Source organism: Bifidobacterium aquikefiri (genome assembly GCF_002259795.1).
Taxonomy (GTDB): Bacteria; Actinomycetota; Actinomycetes; order Actinomycetales; family Bifidobacteriaceae; genus Bombiscardovia; species Bombiscardovia aquikefiri.
Genome location: NZ_MWXA01000002.1, coordinates 161,894 through 179,000 on the forward strand (window position 1 = coordinate 161,894; position 17,107 = coordinate 179,000).

The window sequence follows — 17,107 nt, forward strand, 5'->3', positions numbered from 1 at the left end:
ACAGGTGCCGATCGCCTTACGCACCTAATCTATCGCAGGGCAAACAATCAACATCCCCAATGTATCAGTAACCATCAATGATTTCAGGAGAGTGCACATGACCACTCAGCGAACCGGCTCAGTCTCTCAGGGAGATGCTCTGGACCCTGACAATGCAAGCTGGCGGCTCGGACTAGGAACGCTGCTTCAGGGCTTGAATTCATCGATGATCGCTGTCGCAATCGGATCCATCAGCCTCAGCTTCCCTGACGCGTCGGCCATGCCTTGGCTCGTGAGCGCGTTGTATTTTACAGCAGCGGTCGGTTCTCCCACATTTGGGCATCTTTCAGACCTGTTCGGCGCCAAACGCATCTATGACATTGGCCTGGCCATTACGCTCATGGCCAGCATTCTCGGCCCCCTCTCACCAAACATCTGGATCCTTATTCTCGCGCGTGCCCTGCTGGGGCTTGGCACATCCGCACAGTCTCCGGCTGCGATCGCCATGGTCATACATCTTGCGAAGACGAGGCACACAAGCTCCTCGGCCGCCGTCGGGGTGATCTCTCTGTTGGGGCAGGTATCGGCGGCGATTGGTCCTCTGATCGGCGGTATCGTTATCGTCGCATTCGGGTGGCATTGGATATTCTGGATTAACATTCCCCTGATCGTCAACGCTTATCTATGGTCTCGAAAGGTGCCATCGACCTCTGCGAAAGATTTTGATGTCAGCGATGCATCAACCAGCACGCGTACAGCACGCAGGCATGGCATGTTTCCAAGCATTGACCCTTGTGGCATCGCGCTCTTCTGTGTTGCGCTGATAGCGCTCATCTATGCGCTGCTGGGTAGCTCCACTCCCCTTGCAATTCTGGGCCTATGCGTATCTTCAATATGCTTCGCGCTCTTCTATTGCCAGGAAAGACGAGCTCCCAGGCCGTTCATTGACTTCGCGTTCATATCGTCACACCCGACGGTGACCTATGTCTATGTGAGAACCATCCTCGTCAACATCGCATTCTACATCGTCTTCTATGGCATTCCCCAGTGGCTCGAATCCAGGCAGGGCCTGAATGCGGCTCAGGCAGGATTGCTGCTTTTTCCAAATTTTCTTGCCGGAGTGATCACCACAAGACTTGCCTCTTCAAGACTCACATCATTCACCCCACCACAGTTACGCAGAATAGGTAGCCTGTTGCTCGGTGGCAGCGCTTTGATGTCAATGCTTCTTTTCCATTTTGGGATGCATCCGCTGATCCTTTTTGCAACTTTTCTGCTGGGCACGCCCTCCGGGTTCAATAACATGGGCAATCAACTTGAGTTGAATCGTACTGTCAGACCTCAGCAGCTTGGACAGGCCACCGGCATGTTCCGCACCTCTCAATTCATTGGTGCCGCGATTTCCACGCCCCTGGTGTTCCACATATTGCAAATCAACTCCACAGTCTCAGGCGGCGATCTGCTGATGATTGCAATCGTCGCGGTCTGCATCATCGTATGCATGCTTGATCTTCTGCACCATCATTTGCAGGAATCGCGACACAGCTCGGTATCCAAGAAGCGTTGAGAACATTGAGAGTCCTTGAATGGCAATGATGGTGTCTGCATGTGATCGAAATCAAATCACACACAGGCACCATCATTGCCGGGCAGCAGACCTTGTATCTAGGAGTTACTCATGCCTGTGCGGCCGCAGCCTTCTTCGCGTTCCTCTTGGCTTCCTTCTCTGCCTTTTCCGCATCCTTCACACTTTGAATGAAGTCAGCATGTTCCTTGGCTGGAAGCCATCCAGCGTTGACAACACGTACCTGCCAAATCCAGGCACCCGCAAACAGAATCAGCGCGAAGATGATGAGACCAATTGCGCCACCCATCGGACCCAAGTGGGCGATGTTGCCGACGATCGTACCAAACCACCCAAAGTCTGCATCGCCGAAGGTGGAGTTCGCAATGCCGAAGCTTCCCATAACTGTCATCAATGCCGCTGGCAGGAAGGTAATGAGCATGCCGTTGATGAAACCGCCAACAACCGACCCGGTTCTTCCACCTGTTGCATTGCCGAACACGCCTGCACCACCACCATCGAAGAAATGAGGAACCATTCCAGGAAGGATCAGAGCGACACCCCAGGCCGGCCCAAGCCATACGGCGATGATGACAAGGGCGACAAGACCTCCCGCAAATGATGACAGGAAACCGATAAGCGAAGCATTGGCACCGAAGGGGAAGACGATAGGAATATCAAGTGCTGGCTTTGCTCCAGGAACAACCTTCTTTGCAATACCCTGGAACGCTGGAACAAGCTCGCCAAGAATGATGCGAACACCATAGAGAATGATGCTCACACCGATGCCGAACTGAAGGGCTTGAGCGAAGGCAGCCATGAAGAATGCGCCATAATCCTTGGGACCGGAGGCAAAGATCGCAAACGCAGTCTTTGCAGGAAGCACTATCGCGCCCCAGATCGAGAATACGAAATACAGGATGACCATGAGCAAGGTCGTCGAGACCATCGAATCACGAAGGAAATTCAAGCCCTTCGGGAAGTTGATATCTTCGGTGGACTTTGACTTTTTGCCGACCTGCGTGCCGACAGCACCGGAAATGATGTATCCCAAGGTATTGAAATGCCCAATGGCGAGCTTGTCGTTACCAGTGATGCGGTTCATGAATGGCTGTGCGAACGAAGGCAGCACCACCATGAGCACTCCCATCAAGGCGGAGCCGACAAGAATGACCAGCAGTTGATTCTGTGAACCCAAGCCCACGGAAAGCACAACCGCGAGCAATGTGGACATGAACACCATATGGTGGCCGGTAAGGAACACGTATTTCAGTGGCGTGAATCTTGCCAGGATAAGCATCACCACAAAGCTGAGCACAATGATGTATGCAGACGTTGCACCATATTGGTTCGAGGCCTGAGCAGTGATGACTTCATTAGTCGGTACAACACCATGTGCACCAGTTGACTTCAACACCAATTCACCGAATGGAGCCAAGGCCGCAGTGACGACCGTTGCTCCGGCTCCAAGAATCAGATAGCCCATGGCGGCCTTGAGACCGCCAGAAATAACCTGACCTGCGCTTCTCTTCAAAGCTATCAGCCCAACCACGGCAACGATGCCGATCAGATAAGCCGGGACATTGAGTATCTCCTGACTGATGAAGTTCAGGACTTGCACGATAACGCCCATTTTCTACCTTCCTATATGCGATGCCACAATCGTTTCTGCGATTGCGCAATAATCAATCGGCGTATTTTTCCAAAATCTTCTTGACTTCATCTGGATCCATGAAGTTCTCAATGGTCTCCACAGGAACGTCAACCCCTTCGAGCTCTGCCGCCAACTGCGGCGACGTGAGCACCAAATCATTCATGTTTGCAGTGCCTTTTGCACTACCTGCGTCAGAAGTCGTGACGGTCACATCCATATTCATGTCCGATGCCACCTGCTCGACATTGACTTTGAGAAGAACAGATGTTCCGATTCCATTTCCACAAACACATAGAATGTTCATAATTTTTCCTTTGTAATATCGGTATTCTGATTAACAACTTCGAGATACGGCGAGACGAAACCTGCCTATCGCTTGAGAATGGCCCTGATCTCCTCCGGCGTTGCAGCCTTGCGCAGCTCCGAACTCGTCTGGGGATTCGACAATGCTCTTGCAATCGCAGACATGACTTGAAGATGTTCATTCTCATCTCGCCCTGCCAACCCAATCACCAATGACACCGGGTCATTCGCCTTATTGCCAAAAGGTACAGCCTTTGAAAGGCGCACCCAGCTCAATCCGGTGTGCAATACAGCGTCTGACGGTCGTGAATGGGCGAGGGCAAGCCCTGGTGCGATTACGATGTACGGCCCCATTTTTTCCACGGTTGCGATCATTTCATCCGTGTAGGCATCCGTGGTGAATCCAGAATCCGCCAAACCCTTGCCCGCCAAGCGGATTGCATCCCTCCAATCCTGTGCCTCCTTATCGATAAGGAATGCCGAATCCGGCAGGAATTCCTCAAGGTCAGTTGCCATGTTTACCTCCAATAAACAATGTCTAGGTTGGTGCTATTCGTGTCCACTACTCATCCGTACGCTGAGGATAGAACTCACCGGCAAGCGCACGCGAAGCAAGCTTCTGCGTCTCCTCGAAGGTGTGCTCCGCAAGATTCGCCCTCACATCATCCAAAGCGACCGGCGCCATTGACAGTGAAGTCACACCAAGCCCGACGAGAACCAGTGCAAGATCGGGATCTGCAGCTGCTTCACCGCAGACGCCAACCGGCATATCGTGTTCCTTGCCAGCATCGGCAATCAACTTGATTGCTCGCAATACCGCTGGATGCCAAGCCGTCTGATACGCCCCGACCGATGCCAGGGTTCTATCCGCGGCCAAGGTATATTGAGTCAGGTCGTTGGTGCCGATACTGACAAAATCGGCAACTTTCGCCACTTCATTTGCCATCAACGCAATCGATGGAACCTCTGCCATCGCACCAACGTGTTCGATGCCTTTCGCCTTGCCAAGCTTGACGAAGAAGTCAGCTTCATGCTCATCGGCCACCATCGGTGCCATGACCCAAAGATCTGCGTCGGTCTGTTCGTTGGCACGAGCAAGAGCCTCCAACTGATCGTCAAGCACCTGACGGTGAGCACGCAATGTTCTCAGACCACGCAGGCCGAGTGCAGGGTTGGGCTCATTCTCTGGTGTAAGGAACTCCATGGGCTTATCAGCACCAGCATCCAACATGCGAATAACGACTTTGCGATGTGGGAAATGCCTGAGCAACTCAACGTATGCCTTGGTCTGATCTTCCACAGAAGGCGACTGCGAGGATGAGATAAACATGAATTCGGTACGGAACAGCCCGACTCCCTCGGCTCCGTGCTCAAGCGCGGCATTGGCGTCTTCAGGCTTGCCTACATTCGCCAGCAGTGCAACGGGAACATCGTCCTTTGTCGCTCCTGGCTTGCCTCTGAGCAAACGTGCCCGCTCGGATTGCCGTTTCTGATGTTCCGCCTCTTCAATGTCATCGTCGCTTGGATCGAGAACAATCACATTCTTTGCGGCATTGAGTATGACTGTATCGCCATCGTGCAGAGAGTCTGCCTTCTGTGCTCCCACAATCGCAACGATTCCACGGGATCGTGCAAGAATGGCCGTGTGACTGGTCGGACTTCCCTGGATGGTAATGATTCCAAGGACTTGAGATAAGTCCAAGGAAGCCGTGTCCGCTGGTGAGAGATCTTCAGCCAGGAGAATGCTCGGTCCCTTGCCTTCGGGGATGCCTGGCATGGCTGCACCGGTGAGCAGAGCGATGACGCGCTGCCCAACATCATGAAGATCCTTCGCCCTTTCTGCCATATAGCCGCCGAGAGCCTCAAGCTTTGCCTCAAATTCACCAAAGCCGTCAAAAACTGCACGCTCCGGCGTTTTACCGGATTTCACAACCTTGGAAATCTCACCAATAAGTGCCGGATCTGCCGCCATTTGTGCCAATGCGCCAAGAATGTCCGAAATCTCATCATTCTTTGATGCCTTCGAGGCCTGCTCGGCCCTCGCTTCAAGCTGGGACTTGACATCTTCGAGAGCTGAGAGTACTTGCTGTTCAGCATCCTCATCGCTAATCTGAGGATTCCTTGCCACGTCTTCCGGCTCTTTCAGCGCTGGTGCCACACGTAGGATACGTCCTGTTGCGACGCCACGTCCGATTCCTGTTCCTTGTATATTCATGCGCACTCCTTCTTGTGCGAGACAACTACCCCAATGTCAGGCTTTTAGGTAAGCCAAGCCATTACCGCGATTCATCGATTTGGGCTCGCGATACAATACTGTTTTACAACCGACCCCAATGTGGCTGTAAAACCCACTGATCATTATGGTAATCGATTTCTGAAAAAGTTCAAACCGAGGTATCATGAATCGTGATGTCACCAGACAGAGCACAGAGGCACAATGCCGTTCCACACAAGGGGGATTCATGTCAACAGCAACACGAACAGTAGAGATAACAGATCCAGTCGGCATTCATGCACGTCCTGCATCGGCATTTTCTCAGGCAGCAGCAAGTAGCGCCTGTACGGTCACCATCGCGAAGAAACCTGATAATGCAAGTGTTGATGCAACCAGCGTGTTGATGATCATGAGCCTTGGAATCAAAAAGGGCGACACCATAGAAATCACCGTCAAAGGGGAAGACGCTGAAAACACGGCAGATCAACTCGTTCAGACTTTGTTGCAGAATAAGTAACATCTCACTTTGGACGAGCTCCGCACGTCCCTGTTCCTTATTGAGAACCTATGAGGTGCGAGTGTTGAAGTGGGAGCATCGAGAACAGTGAGGTGACATGTCGCAAAATTCGTTTGACGGTGATGTATCAATTGCGAATGTCGCAGCATTGGCCGGCGTGTCGACAGCCACGGTTTCTCGCGTACTTTCAGGTCGTCGGCGCAAAGACGATGACCTGAGCAGACGTGTCAGGGAAGCTGCCAAACAGCTTAACTATTCGGTCAACTATGCTGCAAGCGCCTTGCGTAGCGCCATAACAAACAGTATCGGTCTCATTGTGCCGGAACTCAATAATTCGATGTACTCCTCTCTTGTGCAGGCCATCGAACCAGCGGTGAACCATGTGGGCAAGCAACTCATTCTCGGAATAGGGTCCACGGCAGCCGAACAGGAGAAGCGAATTCGCCTGGGAATCTCTCATCGTGTCGACGGTCTCATCATCATCCCCGCCGAGACTGAATTCATCGTACCTTTTCTTGAAAATGTGGCGAGGCAAATTCCTGTCGTTCAGCTGCTTTCTCAGACTTATTCCAACAAACTTGACTGGGTTGGAATCAGTGAAACCACAATCATGCAGATCATTGCAGACCACTTGAGCACAGCCGGGGCAAGATCCGTTGCCTATATTGGGTCTTCTACGAACGATCTCGATGGCATGACGCTGTTCACCGCATTCCACATGCAGATGACCGTTTCCGGACTTTCAACCTATACGGAGTGGATTCACTTCACACCTGAAAGCGTTGATTCCGGATATCGGATCATGAAGAAGATGCTGTCTGAACACAACTTCTACCCTGAGTCAGTAATCTGTTCCGATGGTCTGACCGCAGTTGGCGTTTTCAGGGCATGTAAAGCAGCAGGACTCAACGTTCCCGAGGAGATCAAAATTGCAGTCTTGCACGATTCCTTGCTCTGCGAGAGTGGAACGTTGGAGTCTCCCTCATTTACTTCCGTGCAGCTGCCGTGGGATCGAATCGCCAAGCAGGCAATGATGTTGGTCACTGCAGAGCGTGAGCGAAAAAGCTGGCTTCCTTCACGACGAGAATTGGAACCTGAGCTCAATATAAGGAAATCCACTGTTGTATCCTCATAACTGAACGTCGCCGGCATGATAATCATTGAGAAGCATGCCACGAAAAGAATGATGACGCTATCCAAAGGACACTGGTGAAGAAGAGTCTTTTTGCATTGGCATTGAGCGCCTTTGCGCTTGGTGCGGCAGAGTTCGTCATGATGGGCATCCTCCCACAGACCGCTCATGCCATGAAGGTGAGCATACCGGTTGCCGGCAACTTCATTTCTTCCTATGCAATCGGTGTTTGCGTAGGTACCTTGATACTGGTCTTCGGGCGCAAGATCCCTCCAAAACGATTGATCATCATATTCATTGCACTGATCATCGTCGGCAACCTGCTCTCTGCATTATCGGTGAACGCGCCGATGCTGATTGTCTCTCGCTTCATAGCCGGGCTCCCACATGGAGCCTTCTTTGGAACGGCAACCCTCATAGCAAAATCAGTTGCTGAGCCCGGTAAAGAGACCAAGGCGGTTTCGATGATGGTCACCGGCCAGACGCTTGCCAATATGCTTGGGGTTCCAGCCGGAACCTTGCTCGCTGAACATCTAACATGGCGAATGACCTTTGCCTCGCTCTGTGCCTGGGCGGCTGTCGCCTTGGTGCTTTCTCTGGTGTGGCTGCCGGACGTGCCCGCCATCGCAGATGCCGGAATCGGCGGCCAGTTTGCCTTTCTGCGCAGACGCGCACCTTGGCTGATTCTCGGTGCGGTATTCTTCGGCAACGCAGGCATCTTCTGTTGGTGGAGCTACGTCTCGCCATGGCTCATCAAGGTTGGCGGTTACGCTTCGGAATCAATCCCTACGATGATGATGTTGGCTGGATTCGGCATGGTCATCGGAGGTCTTATAGGGGGCAATATAGCCGATCACTGGCGTCATGCAGGCACAGCCTCCATAGGGCAGATTCTATCTGCGGTGGGGTTGCTGCTGGCGTTTCTTGTTCCAGGCACCACACTCACCACCGCGATCCTGACCTTCTGGATTTCATTCGGTCTCTTCTTCGTCTCCTCTCCCCAGCAGATTCTGATGGTCGATGCCGGGAAAGGCGGTGGCGAACTGATCGGTGGTGCAGCGGTTCAGGTCGCGTTTAACCTTGGCAATGCGGTTGGCTCAATCATCGGTGGAATGAGCCTTACCGCCACTTCTGGCAACTACCACACACCCGCCTTGTCCGGCATACCCATGGCACTCCTGGCAGTTGCACTCCTTATCGTCTATTCCGTACGTCACGAGACCCATACCGGAGCCCTGCAAAGGATGAAACTCATTCACCTGCCAGAAGTGGGATCAAAGCCTCTCGATCGTGGATAGGCACTGTTCCATGTCCGTCTACCAATACTGAGAAGCCATAAAGATGCCCCTGCGACTATCGTAGGTAGAAATTCGGATTACATACTTGGCCGGTTCAGGCTGAGCATAGGGGGAATACATATGCAATCAGGCACTGACACGCACGCCGGACCATCTCAGAAGATGAAACTCTTGGTGTCGATCATCGCCACCGCCGCAATGGTCATGGGACTATTCGTAGGTGGCACGCAGGTCGCCCAAGCTGCCGAGGGCACTCAGTCGACATCGAACACATCTACAGTCACCACAGCAACCAAAAAAGAGGCGTTGAAGGCAAAGGGCAAGTCTTTCACGATTGCCACAGATACGACCTTTGCGCCATTTGAGTTCCGTGAAGGTGGCAAGATGGTCGGCATCGACATGGATCTCATGAATGCGATAGCCAAGAATCAAGGCTTTACGATAACCATTCAATCCCTTGGTTTCAATGCGGCTTTGCAGGCATTGAGTTCGAATCAGGCCGATGGAGTCATAGCTGGCATGTCGATAACCGACGAGCGCAAGCAGATCTATGATTTCTCGGACCCCTATTTTGAATCCGGAATCCAGATGGCCATCGCCGGCAATGACAGCACCATCAAGTCATACAAAGATTTGAAAGGCAAGACGGTTGTTGTAAAGTCCGGCTCCGAGGGCGAAAGCTATGCAAAGTCAATAGCCAGCAAATACGGCTTTACCGTCAAGTCGGTCGATCAATCCGCAACCATGTACGAGATGGTCAAATCGGGCAACGCTTCAGCTGTGTTCGACGACTACCCGGTGTTGGCCTATGGCGTTTCACAGAACAATGGCTTGAAGACGGTAACCAAAAAAGTTCCCGAAGGTTCGTACGGCTTCGCCGTAAACAAGGGCAGGAACGCGGCGCTGTTGGCAGCCTTCAATGTTGGCTTGCAAAATCTCAAGGACAATGGCAAATACGACAAGGTCCTGGTCAAATATCTGGGAAGCAGCGCTTCGACCGGAGCCGCAAAGATCAAGACCGCTGCTCGTGCAAGCTTCTGGCAGTTGGTGAAGCAATCATATCCCGCTCTGCTGCTCGGCCTTCGAAACACCTTGATCATCACAGCGCTGTCGTTCATCGTCGCCATGATTCTCTCGCTTGTCTTCGGACTGATGCGCGTGTTCCCGAATCGAATCGTGCAATTCATAGCCCAGCTGTATGTCGCCGTATTCCGCGGCACACCACTGTTGGTCTGGGCATTCTTCTTCTACTTTGGCGTGCCGCAGCTGGTCGGCCACGCAATCAGCAATTGGCTGTGGATTTCCGGTCTGCTCACACTCTCGCTGAATTCCGGTTCATATCTCACCGAGATTCTGCGCGGTGCCATCCAATCCGTCAACATAGGGCAGACCGAAGGCGCACAATCCCTTGGCCTGACCTACGGTCAGACGATGCGAGAGATCATTCTTCCCCAGGCATTCAAGATTGCGACGCCTTCCGTGATCAATCAGCTGATCATCATGATCAAGGATTCCTCGCTCCTGCTCACCATCGGATTCGCGGATCTGCTCTATCAGGCACAACAGCTGTATGCAGCAAACTTCCGCGTTACCGAGACGCTGCTCATGGTTGGTGTGATCTATTTCGTGGCGATCTCGCTGCTCACCCTGGTGGCGAACTGGGCAGACCGCAAGATGAACCACCGCTGAATCAGCGCTTGTCAAGGAGCGCCTTGTACACCCTCGTCAGAGCAAGCAGGGCACTCCTTGACTCTATGCATGGCGGCTGGCGCATGCCAGCCAAGCAATCTGAAACGTGATTCCCGAGTTTTGTGGCAATTGCCGAATGGAAACCCACGTTTTTGGCTTATTTCATGTGCCGTACCAACGAGTTCCAACGTTTCTACTCCGCAATTGCCACAAAACTCGGGAATCACGTTATTGTTCTGCTCAGACAACCCCGGGTGTGAGTTCTCCAGCGATGGGAACGCTCATCCAACTGGCAAGCTCCTTGCCTCTCAGCCCTTGCGAAAGCAGGAAAATCGTCTTTGCATAGACGGCTTCGAAAGTCATGTCGGCAGAGCTGCATGCGCCTGCTCGAGCTATCGCGTCGCCAGTCTCATAACGACCAAGCAACACCTCAGCCTGTTCGCACTGCGAAGTGATGACCACGGGCACCTGATTGTCCAGCAATCCGGCAATTGCACCGGTCAACCCCTCCTCATCGCTGGGAACATTACCCACGCCGTATGCACGGATAATCACTGCTTCGGGCTGTGGCGAGGCCATTGCAGCAAATCGCGTTGCGGTGATTCCTGGAACCATGTCGATGACCGCGACATCATGGCGCTGATACGGCTTGGGATTCACCCAGCCCTTGCCTGTACGGTTGATGTCACGCCAATGCCACGGCGTTCCAGATTGAGCCACGGGACCGGTTATTGGCGAATCGAAACCTTCAAACGCCCACGAAGACGTTTTTGTCACACGGTTGCCGGCAAAAAGATGATGGCCGAAGAAGAGGTTGACCCCACGCGCGCGCCCGCTCAGGGCAGCGTTCAATGCTCCCGTCACATTGGCAGTCGCATCGGATTCGATACGACCAAGCGGATGTTGGGCACCGGTGAATATGACTGGCTTGCCAAACTCAGTCAAGGCGTACGAAAGCGCTGCTGTGGTATATCCCATCGTGTCGGTGCCGTGCAAGACAACGAACGCGTCCGCAGAGTCACGATGCTGCTGCAAGTCATCTATTATCTGTTGCCAACTTTGTGGCGTCGCATTCGCGGAGTCGATCAACGGATCTAGCTCGGTGAAAGTGACTTCATCGCTGCGTTCCTCGTTTCCCTCGGCAAGAATGCGGAACAGCCAGCCGCGCATGTCAGCGCCAACGACCAGACCTTCATCGGACTCAACCATACCGATGGTGCCACCCGTATATGTCACATGAATGCGCATGTCAACCACTCACCTTTCGTGAATCTTTGTCACTGCTCGTCGTAGTGTTTTTGTTCGTCTATTTGGTGGATTGCCTCGACTTTGTCTCGGCAACATCGATCATCGACTTGGCCGAAGCCAGAGATGGCGTGGCATCATCGTCATCTTCATCGGCATCGTCGTCCTGTCCAAGGTCGATCTCATCAAGCAGATCCCCGCGCACACGACCACGCACGTAATACCATCCAGCAACCATCAGCAGCACTACCACGCAGAATAGCGCAAGGGTCCACCGGCCAGAAGTGCTGGCAAGATTCGAAACGACAACAACCGCAAAGAAGATCAGCGCCAGATAGTTCGTGTAGGGAGCTCCAGGCATGTGATACGCAGGTCTGGTCTCCCTGCCCTGCTTCACACGTCTCAGGAATACCAGATGCGTCACCAGAATCGCCGCCCATGTTCCAGCGATACCAATGCCGGCAAGGTTCATGATGATTTCGAAAGCCTCATCGGGCAATATGGCATTCAGCAGCACACCAAACAGACCCAAGGCTGAAGTGATCATAATGCCACCTGCAGGAACGTGATGCTTGTTCATGACCTTGGCAATCTTCGGAGCGGAACCCGCCACTGCCATCGAACGAAGTGTGCGACCAGTTGCATACAGTCCGGCATTGAGTGAAGACAGCGCAGCAGTCAGCACAACGAGCTGGATGATGCTTCCCGCATAGGGTATGCCGAGGCCAGAGAAGAAAGTGACAAACGGCGATTCGTTGCTGGAGTATGCGGTATACGGCAGAACAAGCGCCATGAGAACCACGGAACCGACATAAAATACAAAAATTCGAATAATCATTGAGTTGATTGCCTTGGGCAGCACCTTGCGAGGATTCTTTGCCTCGCCAGCGGCAACGCCGACCATCTCAGTACCGCCAAAGGCAAATACCACACCGAGCGTCAATGCGAACACAATCGGCAATCCCTCTGGGAAGAAGCCGCCATGGTCGGTGATGTTGACAAATCCTGCGTGCGAGCTGCCTACGGCAGCCCCCGATACGATCGCCCAAATGGCCACCACCATAAATATGAGAATCGTGGCAACCTTGATGGCCGCGAACCAAAATTCAGCCTCTCCGAACAGTTTCACACTCATGAGATTCATGACAAAGACAAGTGCCAGAGCTGCGAGCGCGATAATCCATTGCGGAATGAACTGCAGCGACTTCCAATAATGAACATAGACTGCAACAGCGGTGATGTCAGCCATGATCGTTGTTGACCAGTCCAGGAAGAACAACCAACCGGTGATGTAAGCACCCTTTTCGCCAAGGAATTCACGAGCATAGGACACGAACGCACCAGAGGAAGGGCGACGGATTGCCAGCTCTCCAAGCGCACGCACCATGAGGAACGCGAAGATTCCGCACACCGCATACGCGATGGTCAGGCCAGCGCCGCCCTGCGCGAGACGCCCACCAGCGCCAAGGAACAGACCTGTTCCGATCGAGCCGCCGATGGCGATCATCTGAATATGCCGTGGCTTCAAGTCCTTTGAATAATCGGCATCGCTTCGATCTTCAGTCACGATTCGCTGCTTGGAGTCCTCTTGTGACTCCTCATTATTGCTGGCCATAATCCCCCAATATGTGTGCCAATAAACACAAATACAATGATTCCATGCCATCACGTGCAACAACCATCGCACGTCGAGCAATCGTATACTCACCTCATGAACTGCGGAAGTGGCAGCATCCGCTTCATTGTGAACTTATCAAAGTATCATTCATGAAAATGCCCGATATTGGAGCCAAGACCCCTCGATTTTGGTCGATTTTTGTGGATGATACTTTGACAAGTTCGCAATGAACAGATAACCCCCCAGAAATATGTCACAGAGCGACTCTAAGGTGTCAAAGAGTTTGAGTCTTGGCGGTCTTTGCATCGTGGCTGCCCGGGCGGAGGGGAAATAATGGCGCAAACACAGCCGACTATCAACAAGGACGGCACACACAGGTCGCTCAGCAATCGACATGTTCAGATGATTGCCATCGGTGGAACGATAGGTACCGGGCTGTTCCTCGGTGCGGGCACAACAATCAGCCAGACTGGCCCGTCGGTGCTGTTGGTCTATCTGATTCTCGGGCTCTTCTTCTTTCTCATGATGCGTGGCATAGGCGAGATGCTCTACGCCGATCCTTCGCAGCATACCTTCGTTGCCTACATCGCAAAATATCTAGGCCGTCGCACCGGACAGTTCGCAGGGTGGACCTATTGGCTCGGTCTGGTCTTCCTTTCCATGGCCGAACTTACCGCCATTGGCAATTACGTCCAGTTCTGGCTTCCCCAAGTACCTGCATGGCTTATCGAATTGTGCGTGCTGGTAGTGCTGGTCCTGCTGAACCTTTCGACGGCGCGGCTTTTCGGAGAGACCGAGTTCTGGTTTGCCATGATCAAGATTGTGGCCATCATCGCCTTGATCGTCACGGGCATCGTCATGACCATCAATCACGCAGCCACTCCACTTGGGCATGCAAGCGTTTCGAATCTCTTCATTGATCTTCATGCATTCCCTAAAGGCTTCATGGCCTTTGCGGCAGCATTCCCCATGGTGTTCTTCGCATTCCAAGGCATTGAATTCATCAGCATTACGATCGGCGAGGCAAAGTCCCCTCGCAAGATCATTCGCAAGGCAGTGAACAACACTCTGATTCGTATTCTGCTGTTTTACGTATTCTCACTCGTCGTCATCATGATGATCGTCCCATGGAAGAGCATTCAACCCGACAAGAGTCCGTTCGTTCAGGTGTTTCAGCTTGCTGGATTGCCAGCAGCAGCTGCGATCATCAATGCCGTGGTGCTCACGGCAGCCGCTTCCGCACTCAACAGCTCGATATTCTCAGCTGGCAGGCATCTCTATCAGATCGCGACAGAGTCAGAGGGCAACAATGGATTCAATGGCTTCCTTGCGCAAATTTCAAGGAACGGCATTCCCGCGCATGGTATCGTCATCTCCGGAATGCTGATGCTTCTTGCGCCATTCATCAGTATGTTTCGAGGAGTAGGTGGCGCTTTCACCATTGTCACCGGCATTTCAAGTGACCTTTATATAGTGGTCTACATTCTTGCCATGCTCGCTCACCGCAAATATCGGCGATCCGCCGACTTCATGCCCAGCGGCTTCGTCATGCCCGCCTATTCGATTACCAGTCCTGTAAGCATTGCCTTCTTTGGTCTGATTTTCCTAAGCCTGTTCGTTATGCCCGATGATCGCACAGGGGCTTTCGGTGCCATTGTCTGGTGCTTGATCTTCATCATCTTCTACGCGTTCCAGGCACGCCATGACAGACATTCCCCAGGTATGGAAGCCATACCTGGCCATAAGCCAACTGACTGATCCCCGTTGACGTCGTGATGCGCACATGACCTACAAATGGTTGTGGTAAAGATATGTCGTAACCATATGAATGTGAGGCAGCAAGTTGAACAGGGTAGATTCACCAATCGGCGTCTTCGATTCCGGTGTCGGCGGCATCAGCACACTCAAGGTTCTTGCAAAGATGCTGCCACACGAGGATTTCGTCTTCTTTGGCGACTCTGGAAACGCACCTTATGGCGAAAAACGACGCGAAGAAGTGCAACGGCTGACCAACAACGCAGTCCAGAAGCTGCTGACACACCACATCAAGGGCATGGTCATTGCTTGCAATACGGCGACCAGCGCATCCAAGCCGATGCTGCTTGAGCATTACCCCGATCTGACAATTGTCGGCATCGAACCCGCACTCAAGGAGGCAGTCGATAACGGAGCCCAAAACATTCTGGTCATGGCGACGCCGCTCACACTTGCCATGCCGAAATTCCAGAGGCAGCTGCGTCTCTTCTCCGGTGAGCGCCACATCGAAACCCTGCCGTGCTCAGGTCTCGCGGGACTCATCGAATGCGGCGCACAACGACTCGATGACGTCAAGGACCTTTTGCGAAGGCTGCTCAGCACCACGAGTGACACACAGTTCGATGCCATCGTTCTCGGATGCACGCATTACCCATTCGTCAAGGATCTGATTGCGGAGTGCATTCCTTCGCATCCTCGCTTCTTCACGGGGTACGAAGGGCTCACACGTCATCTCACGCACCTGCTGGATGATAAAAACCTGTTGAGAACAGGTAACGAGCATCGCAGCATTGAATTTCTCAGCAGCTCGGTCAATCCCCACGAAACCGACCTCTATCGTGAACTGTTCACCTCGTCCATCGAATCCGCCACCCAGTTCGGCCGCTAATATACTGTGCTACGCTACGCTAAGCTAGACTAGGCTACGCTATCTGAGATGCTGCAACTCAAGCAATTCAAGCAAGCTGAGCAACCGAAAACACGATCCCAAGAACTCAATGCATAGTACGTTGATGTGCAAGCTTGAAGTGAGCACACACGAAATCTTGATTTCTCACGGTTTCAAGAAGCTCAAACTGCTGTTCACGCGGGAAGAGGGGTTTGCCGGATCCCAAAGTCACAGGAGCAAACTGCACCCAAAGCTCGTCGAGCAACCCAGCCTGCGCAAATTGAACCGCCAGAACTCCACCCCCGACAATCCAGATGTCTTTATCCCCAGCGGCCTTCTGAATCCTCGGAAAAATCGCACCGATGTCCCCCTGGACGAAACGAATATCGGCACCAGTCGGATGTTTCAGCTCTTTATGGGTAAACACCCAGGTCGGTTGAGCATATTCCCAGACATCACTATGATCGAGCAGCCATTGATAGGTGGATCGTCCCATGACCAGAGTCCCGATTCGTTTGATGAATTCCGTATAAGCCATCGGACCCTGCATGTCAAAATGCTGTTTAAATAGCCATTCCAGAGAGTTGTCAGGCGTTGCAAGATACCCATCAAGACTCGAGGCCGTATAAAAGTGTGTAGCCATGCATACACGCTACCTGTTGCATTGTTGACTGGTCAATGGTGACTGGCCAATGTTAGCCAATGTTAACTGGCCAACAGCGGACTAGCGCAGGATTTTTTCAAGGGGTTTTCCTTTGGCTAGCTCGTCAACGAGCTTGTCAAGCCAACGGATTTTCTGCATAAGCGGATCTTCTATATCCTGCACGCGTATGCCGCAGATTGATCCTGTTATTGAGTTGGCATGGGGATTGATGCAGGGTGCTTCGGCGAAGAAGGTCCGATAATCGTTCTGCTTGTCGAGCTGAGCCAACAACTCCTGCTTGTCATAACCCGTCAGCCACTCGATCACGGCATCCACCTCATCCTGGGTTCGGCCCTTGCGCTCCACCTTCTTGACCAGCAGCGGATACACGGATGCGAATGTCATGCCGAACACTCGCTCAGCCCTCTGCACACTCTTGTCCATAATCACTCCACTCTACCCGAATTTCGGTCTCTATCGTGCGGTTTGTGCTTTGCGAACGCTTGTTGAGCAAGATCAACCGAAAAGCACCTCGCAAAGCTCAAGCCGTGGAATGGCCGACTCCACAAACACAGGATGATAAGCACTCATATGTTGGTCATTAAC

General features: G+C 52.7%; 15 protein-coding genes. 7 read left to right on the forward strand and 8 right to left on the reverse strand.

Features of this window, described 5'->3' with window-relative positions; all coding sequences use genetic code 11:
* The first annotated feature begins 97 nt into the window (after nt 1-97).
* Entirely contained in the window at nt 98-1,546 is a 1,449-nt protein-coding gene (locus BAQU_RS01440) for an MFS transporter (RefSeq protein ID WP_094692275.1), read from the forward strand.
* 109 nt (nt 1,547-1,655) lie between these two features.
* Here the strand turns inward: BAQU_RS01440 and BAQU_RS01445 are convergent, their stop codons facing one another.
* The 4 genes from BAQU_RS01445 to ptsP form a co-directional block, all read right to left on the reverse strand.
* Nucleotides 1,656-3,176: a PTS ascorbate transporter subunit IIC gene (locus tag BAQU_RS01445; protein ID WP_094692276.1), complete on the reverse strand. Its 1,521-nt coding sequence runs from the start codon at nt 3,174-3,176 to the stop codon at nt 1,656-1,658.
* 52 nt (nt 3,177-3,228) lie between these two features.
* Nucleotides 3,229-3,501 carry a PTS sugar transporter subunit IIB gene (locus tag BAQU_RS01450; protein WP_094692277.1) on the reverse strand — a complete coding sequence of 91 codons (273 nt, stop codon included), beginning with the start codon at nt 3,499-3,501 and terminating at the stop codon, nt 3,229-3,231.
* Between the two features lie 65 nt (nt 3,502-3,566).
* Complete coding sequence (locus BAQU_RS01455; RefSeq protein WP_094692278.1) at nt 3,567-4,016, reverse strand: PTS sugar transporter subunit IIA; 450 nt, start codon at nt 4,014-4,016, stop codon at nt 3,567-3,569.
* 46 nt (nt 4,017-4,062) lie between these two features.
* Nucleotides 4,063-5,715 (reverse strand): phosphoenolpyruvate--protein phosphotransferase, encoded by a 1,653-nt coding sequence (gene ptsP / locus BAQU_RS01460; protein ID WP_094692279.1) that lies wholly within the window; start codon nt 5,713-5,715, stop codon nt 4,063-4,065.
* A gap of 247 nt (nt 5,716-5,962) precedes the next feature.
* Here ptsP and BAQU_RS01465 point away from each other — a divergent pair, with 247 nt between their 5' ends.
* The 4 genes from BAQU_RS01465 (at nt 5,963) to BAQU_RS01480 (ending at nt 10,351) form a co-directional block, all read left to right on the forward strand.
* Nucleotides 5,963-6,232 (forward strand): HPr family phosphocarrier protein, encoded by a 270-nt coding sequence (locus BAQU_RS01465; RefSeq protein ID WP_094692347.1) that lies wholly within the window; start codon nt 5,963-5,965, stop codon nt 6,230-6,232.
* 97 nt (nt 6,233-6,329) lie between these two features.
* On the forward strand, nt 6,330-7,367 hold the full coding sequence (locus tag BAQU_RS01470; RefSeq protein WP_094692280.1) for a LacI family DNA-binding transcriptional regulator: 1,038 nt from the start codon (nt 6,330-6,332) through the stop codon (nt 7,365-7,367).
* A gap of 74 nt (nt 7,368-7,441) precedes the next feature.
* Entirely contained in the window at nt 7,442-8,662 is a 1,221-nt protein-coding gene (locus tag BAQU_RS01475) for an MFS transporter (RefSeq protein ID WP_094692281.1), read from the forward strand.
* A gap of 120 nt (nt 8,663-8,782) precedes the next feature.
* Entirely contained in the window at nt 8,783-10,351 is a 1,569-nt protein-coding gene (locus BAQU_RS01480; RefSeq protein ID WP_244568390.1) for an amino acid ABC transporter substrate-binding protein/permease, read from the forward strand.
* 240 nt (nt 10,352-10,591) lie between these two features.
* Here the strand turns inward: BAQU_RS01480 and BAQU_RS01485 are convergent, their stop codons facing one another.
* A complete protein-coding gene (locus BAQU_RS01485) occupies nt 10,592-11,599 on the reverse strand; it encodes an asparaginase (protein ID WP_094692282.1) in 1,008 nt (335 codons plus the stop codon).
* Nucleotides 11,600-11,657: 58 nt separating this feature from the next.
* A complete protein-coding gene (locus BAQU_RS01490; protein WP_094692283.1) occupies nt 11,658-13,211 on the reverse strand; it encodes an amino acid permease in 1,554 nt (517 codons plus the stop codon).
* A 336-nt stretch (nt 13,212-13,547) separates the two neighbouring features.
* Between BAQU_RS01490 and BAQU_RS01500 the strand changes: the two genes are divergently transcribed.
* Both BAQU_RS01500 and murI read left to right on the forward strand, forming a co-directional pair.
* A complete protein-coding gene (locus BAQU_RS01500) occupies nt 13,548-14,972 on the forward strand; it encodes an amino acid permease (protein ID WP_094692285.1) in 1,425 nt (474 codons plus the stop codon).
* An 85-nt stretch (nt 14,973-15,057) separates the two neighbouring features.
* Complete coding sequence (gene murI, locus BAQU_RS01505; protein ID WP_094692286.1) at nt 15,058-15,858, forward strand: glutamate racemase; 801 nt, start codon at nt 15,058-15,060, stop codon at nt 15,856-15,858.
* A 106-nt stretch (nt 15,859-15,964) separates the two neighbouring features.
* On the opposite strand, the gene BAQU_RS01510 is transcribed toward murI, so the two are convergent.
* Together BAQU_RS01510 and BAQU_RS01515 are read right to left on the reverse strand one after the other, a co-directional pair.
* A complete protein-coding gene (locus tag BAQU_RS01510) occupies nt 15,965-16,501 on the reverse strand; it encodes a dihydrofolate reductase family protein (protein WP_094692287.1) in 537 nt (178 codons plus the stop codon).
* 81 nt (nt 16,502-16,582) lie between these two features.
* On the reverse strand, nt 16,583-16,945 hold the full coding sequence (locus BAQU_RS01515; RefSeq protein WP_094692288.1) for a DUF2200 domain-containing protein: 363 nt from the start codon (nt 16,943-16,945) through the stop codon (nt 16,583-16,585).
* Nucleotides 16,946-17,107: the final 162 nt, after the last annotated feature.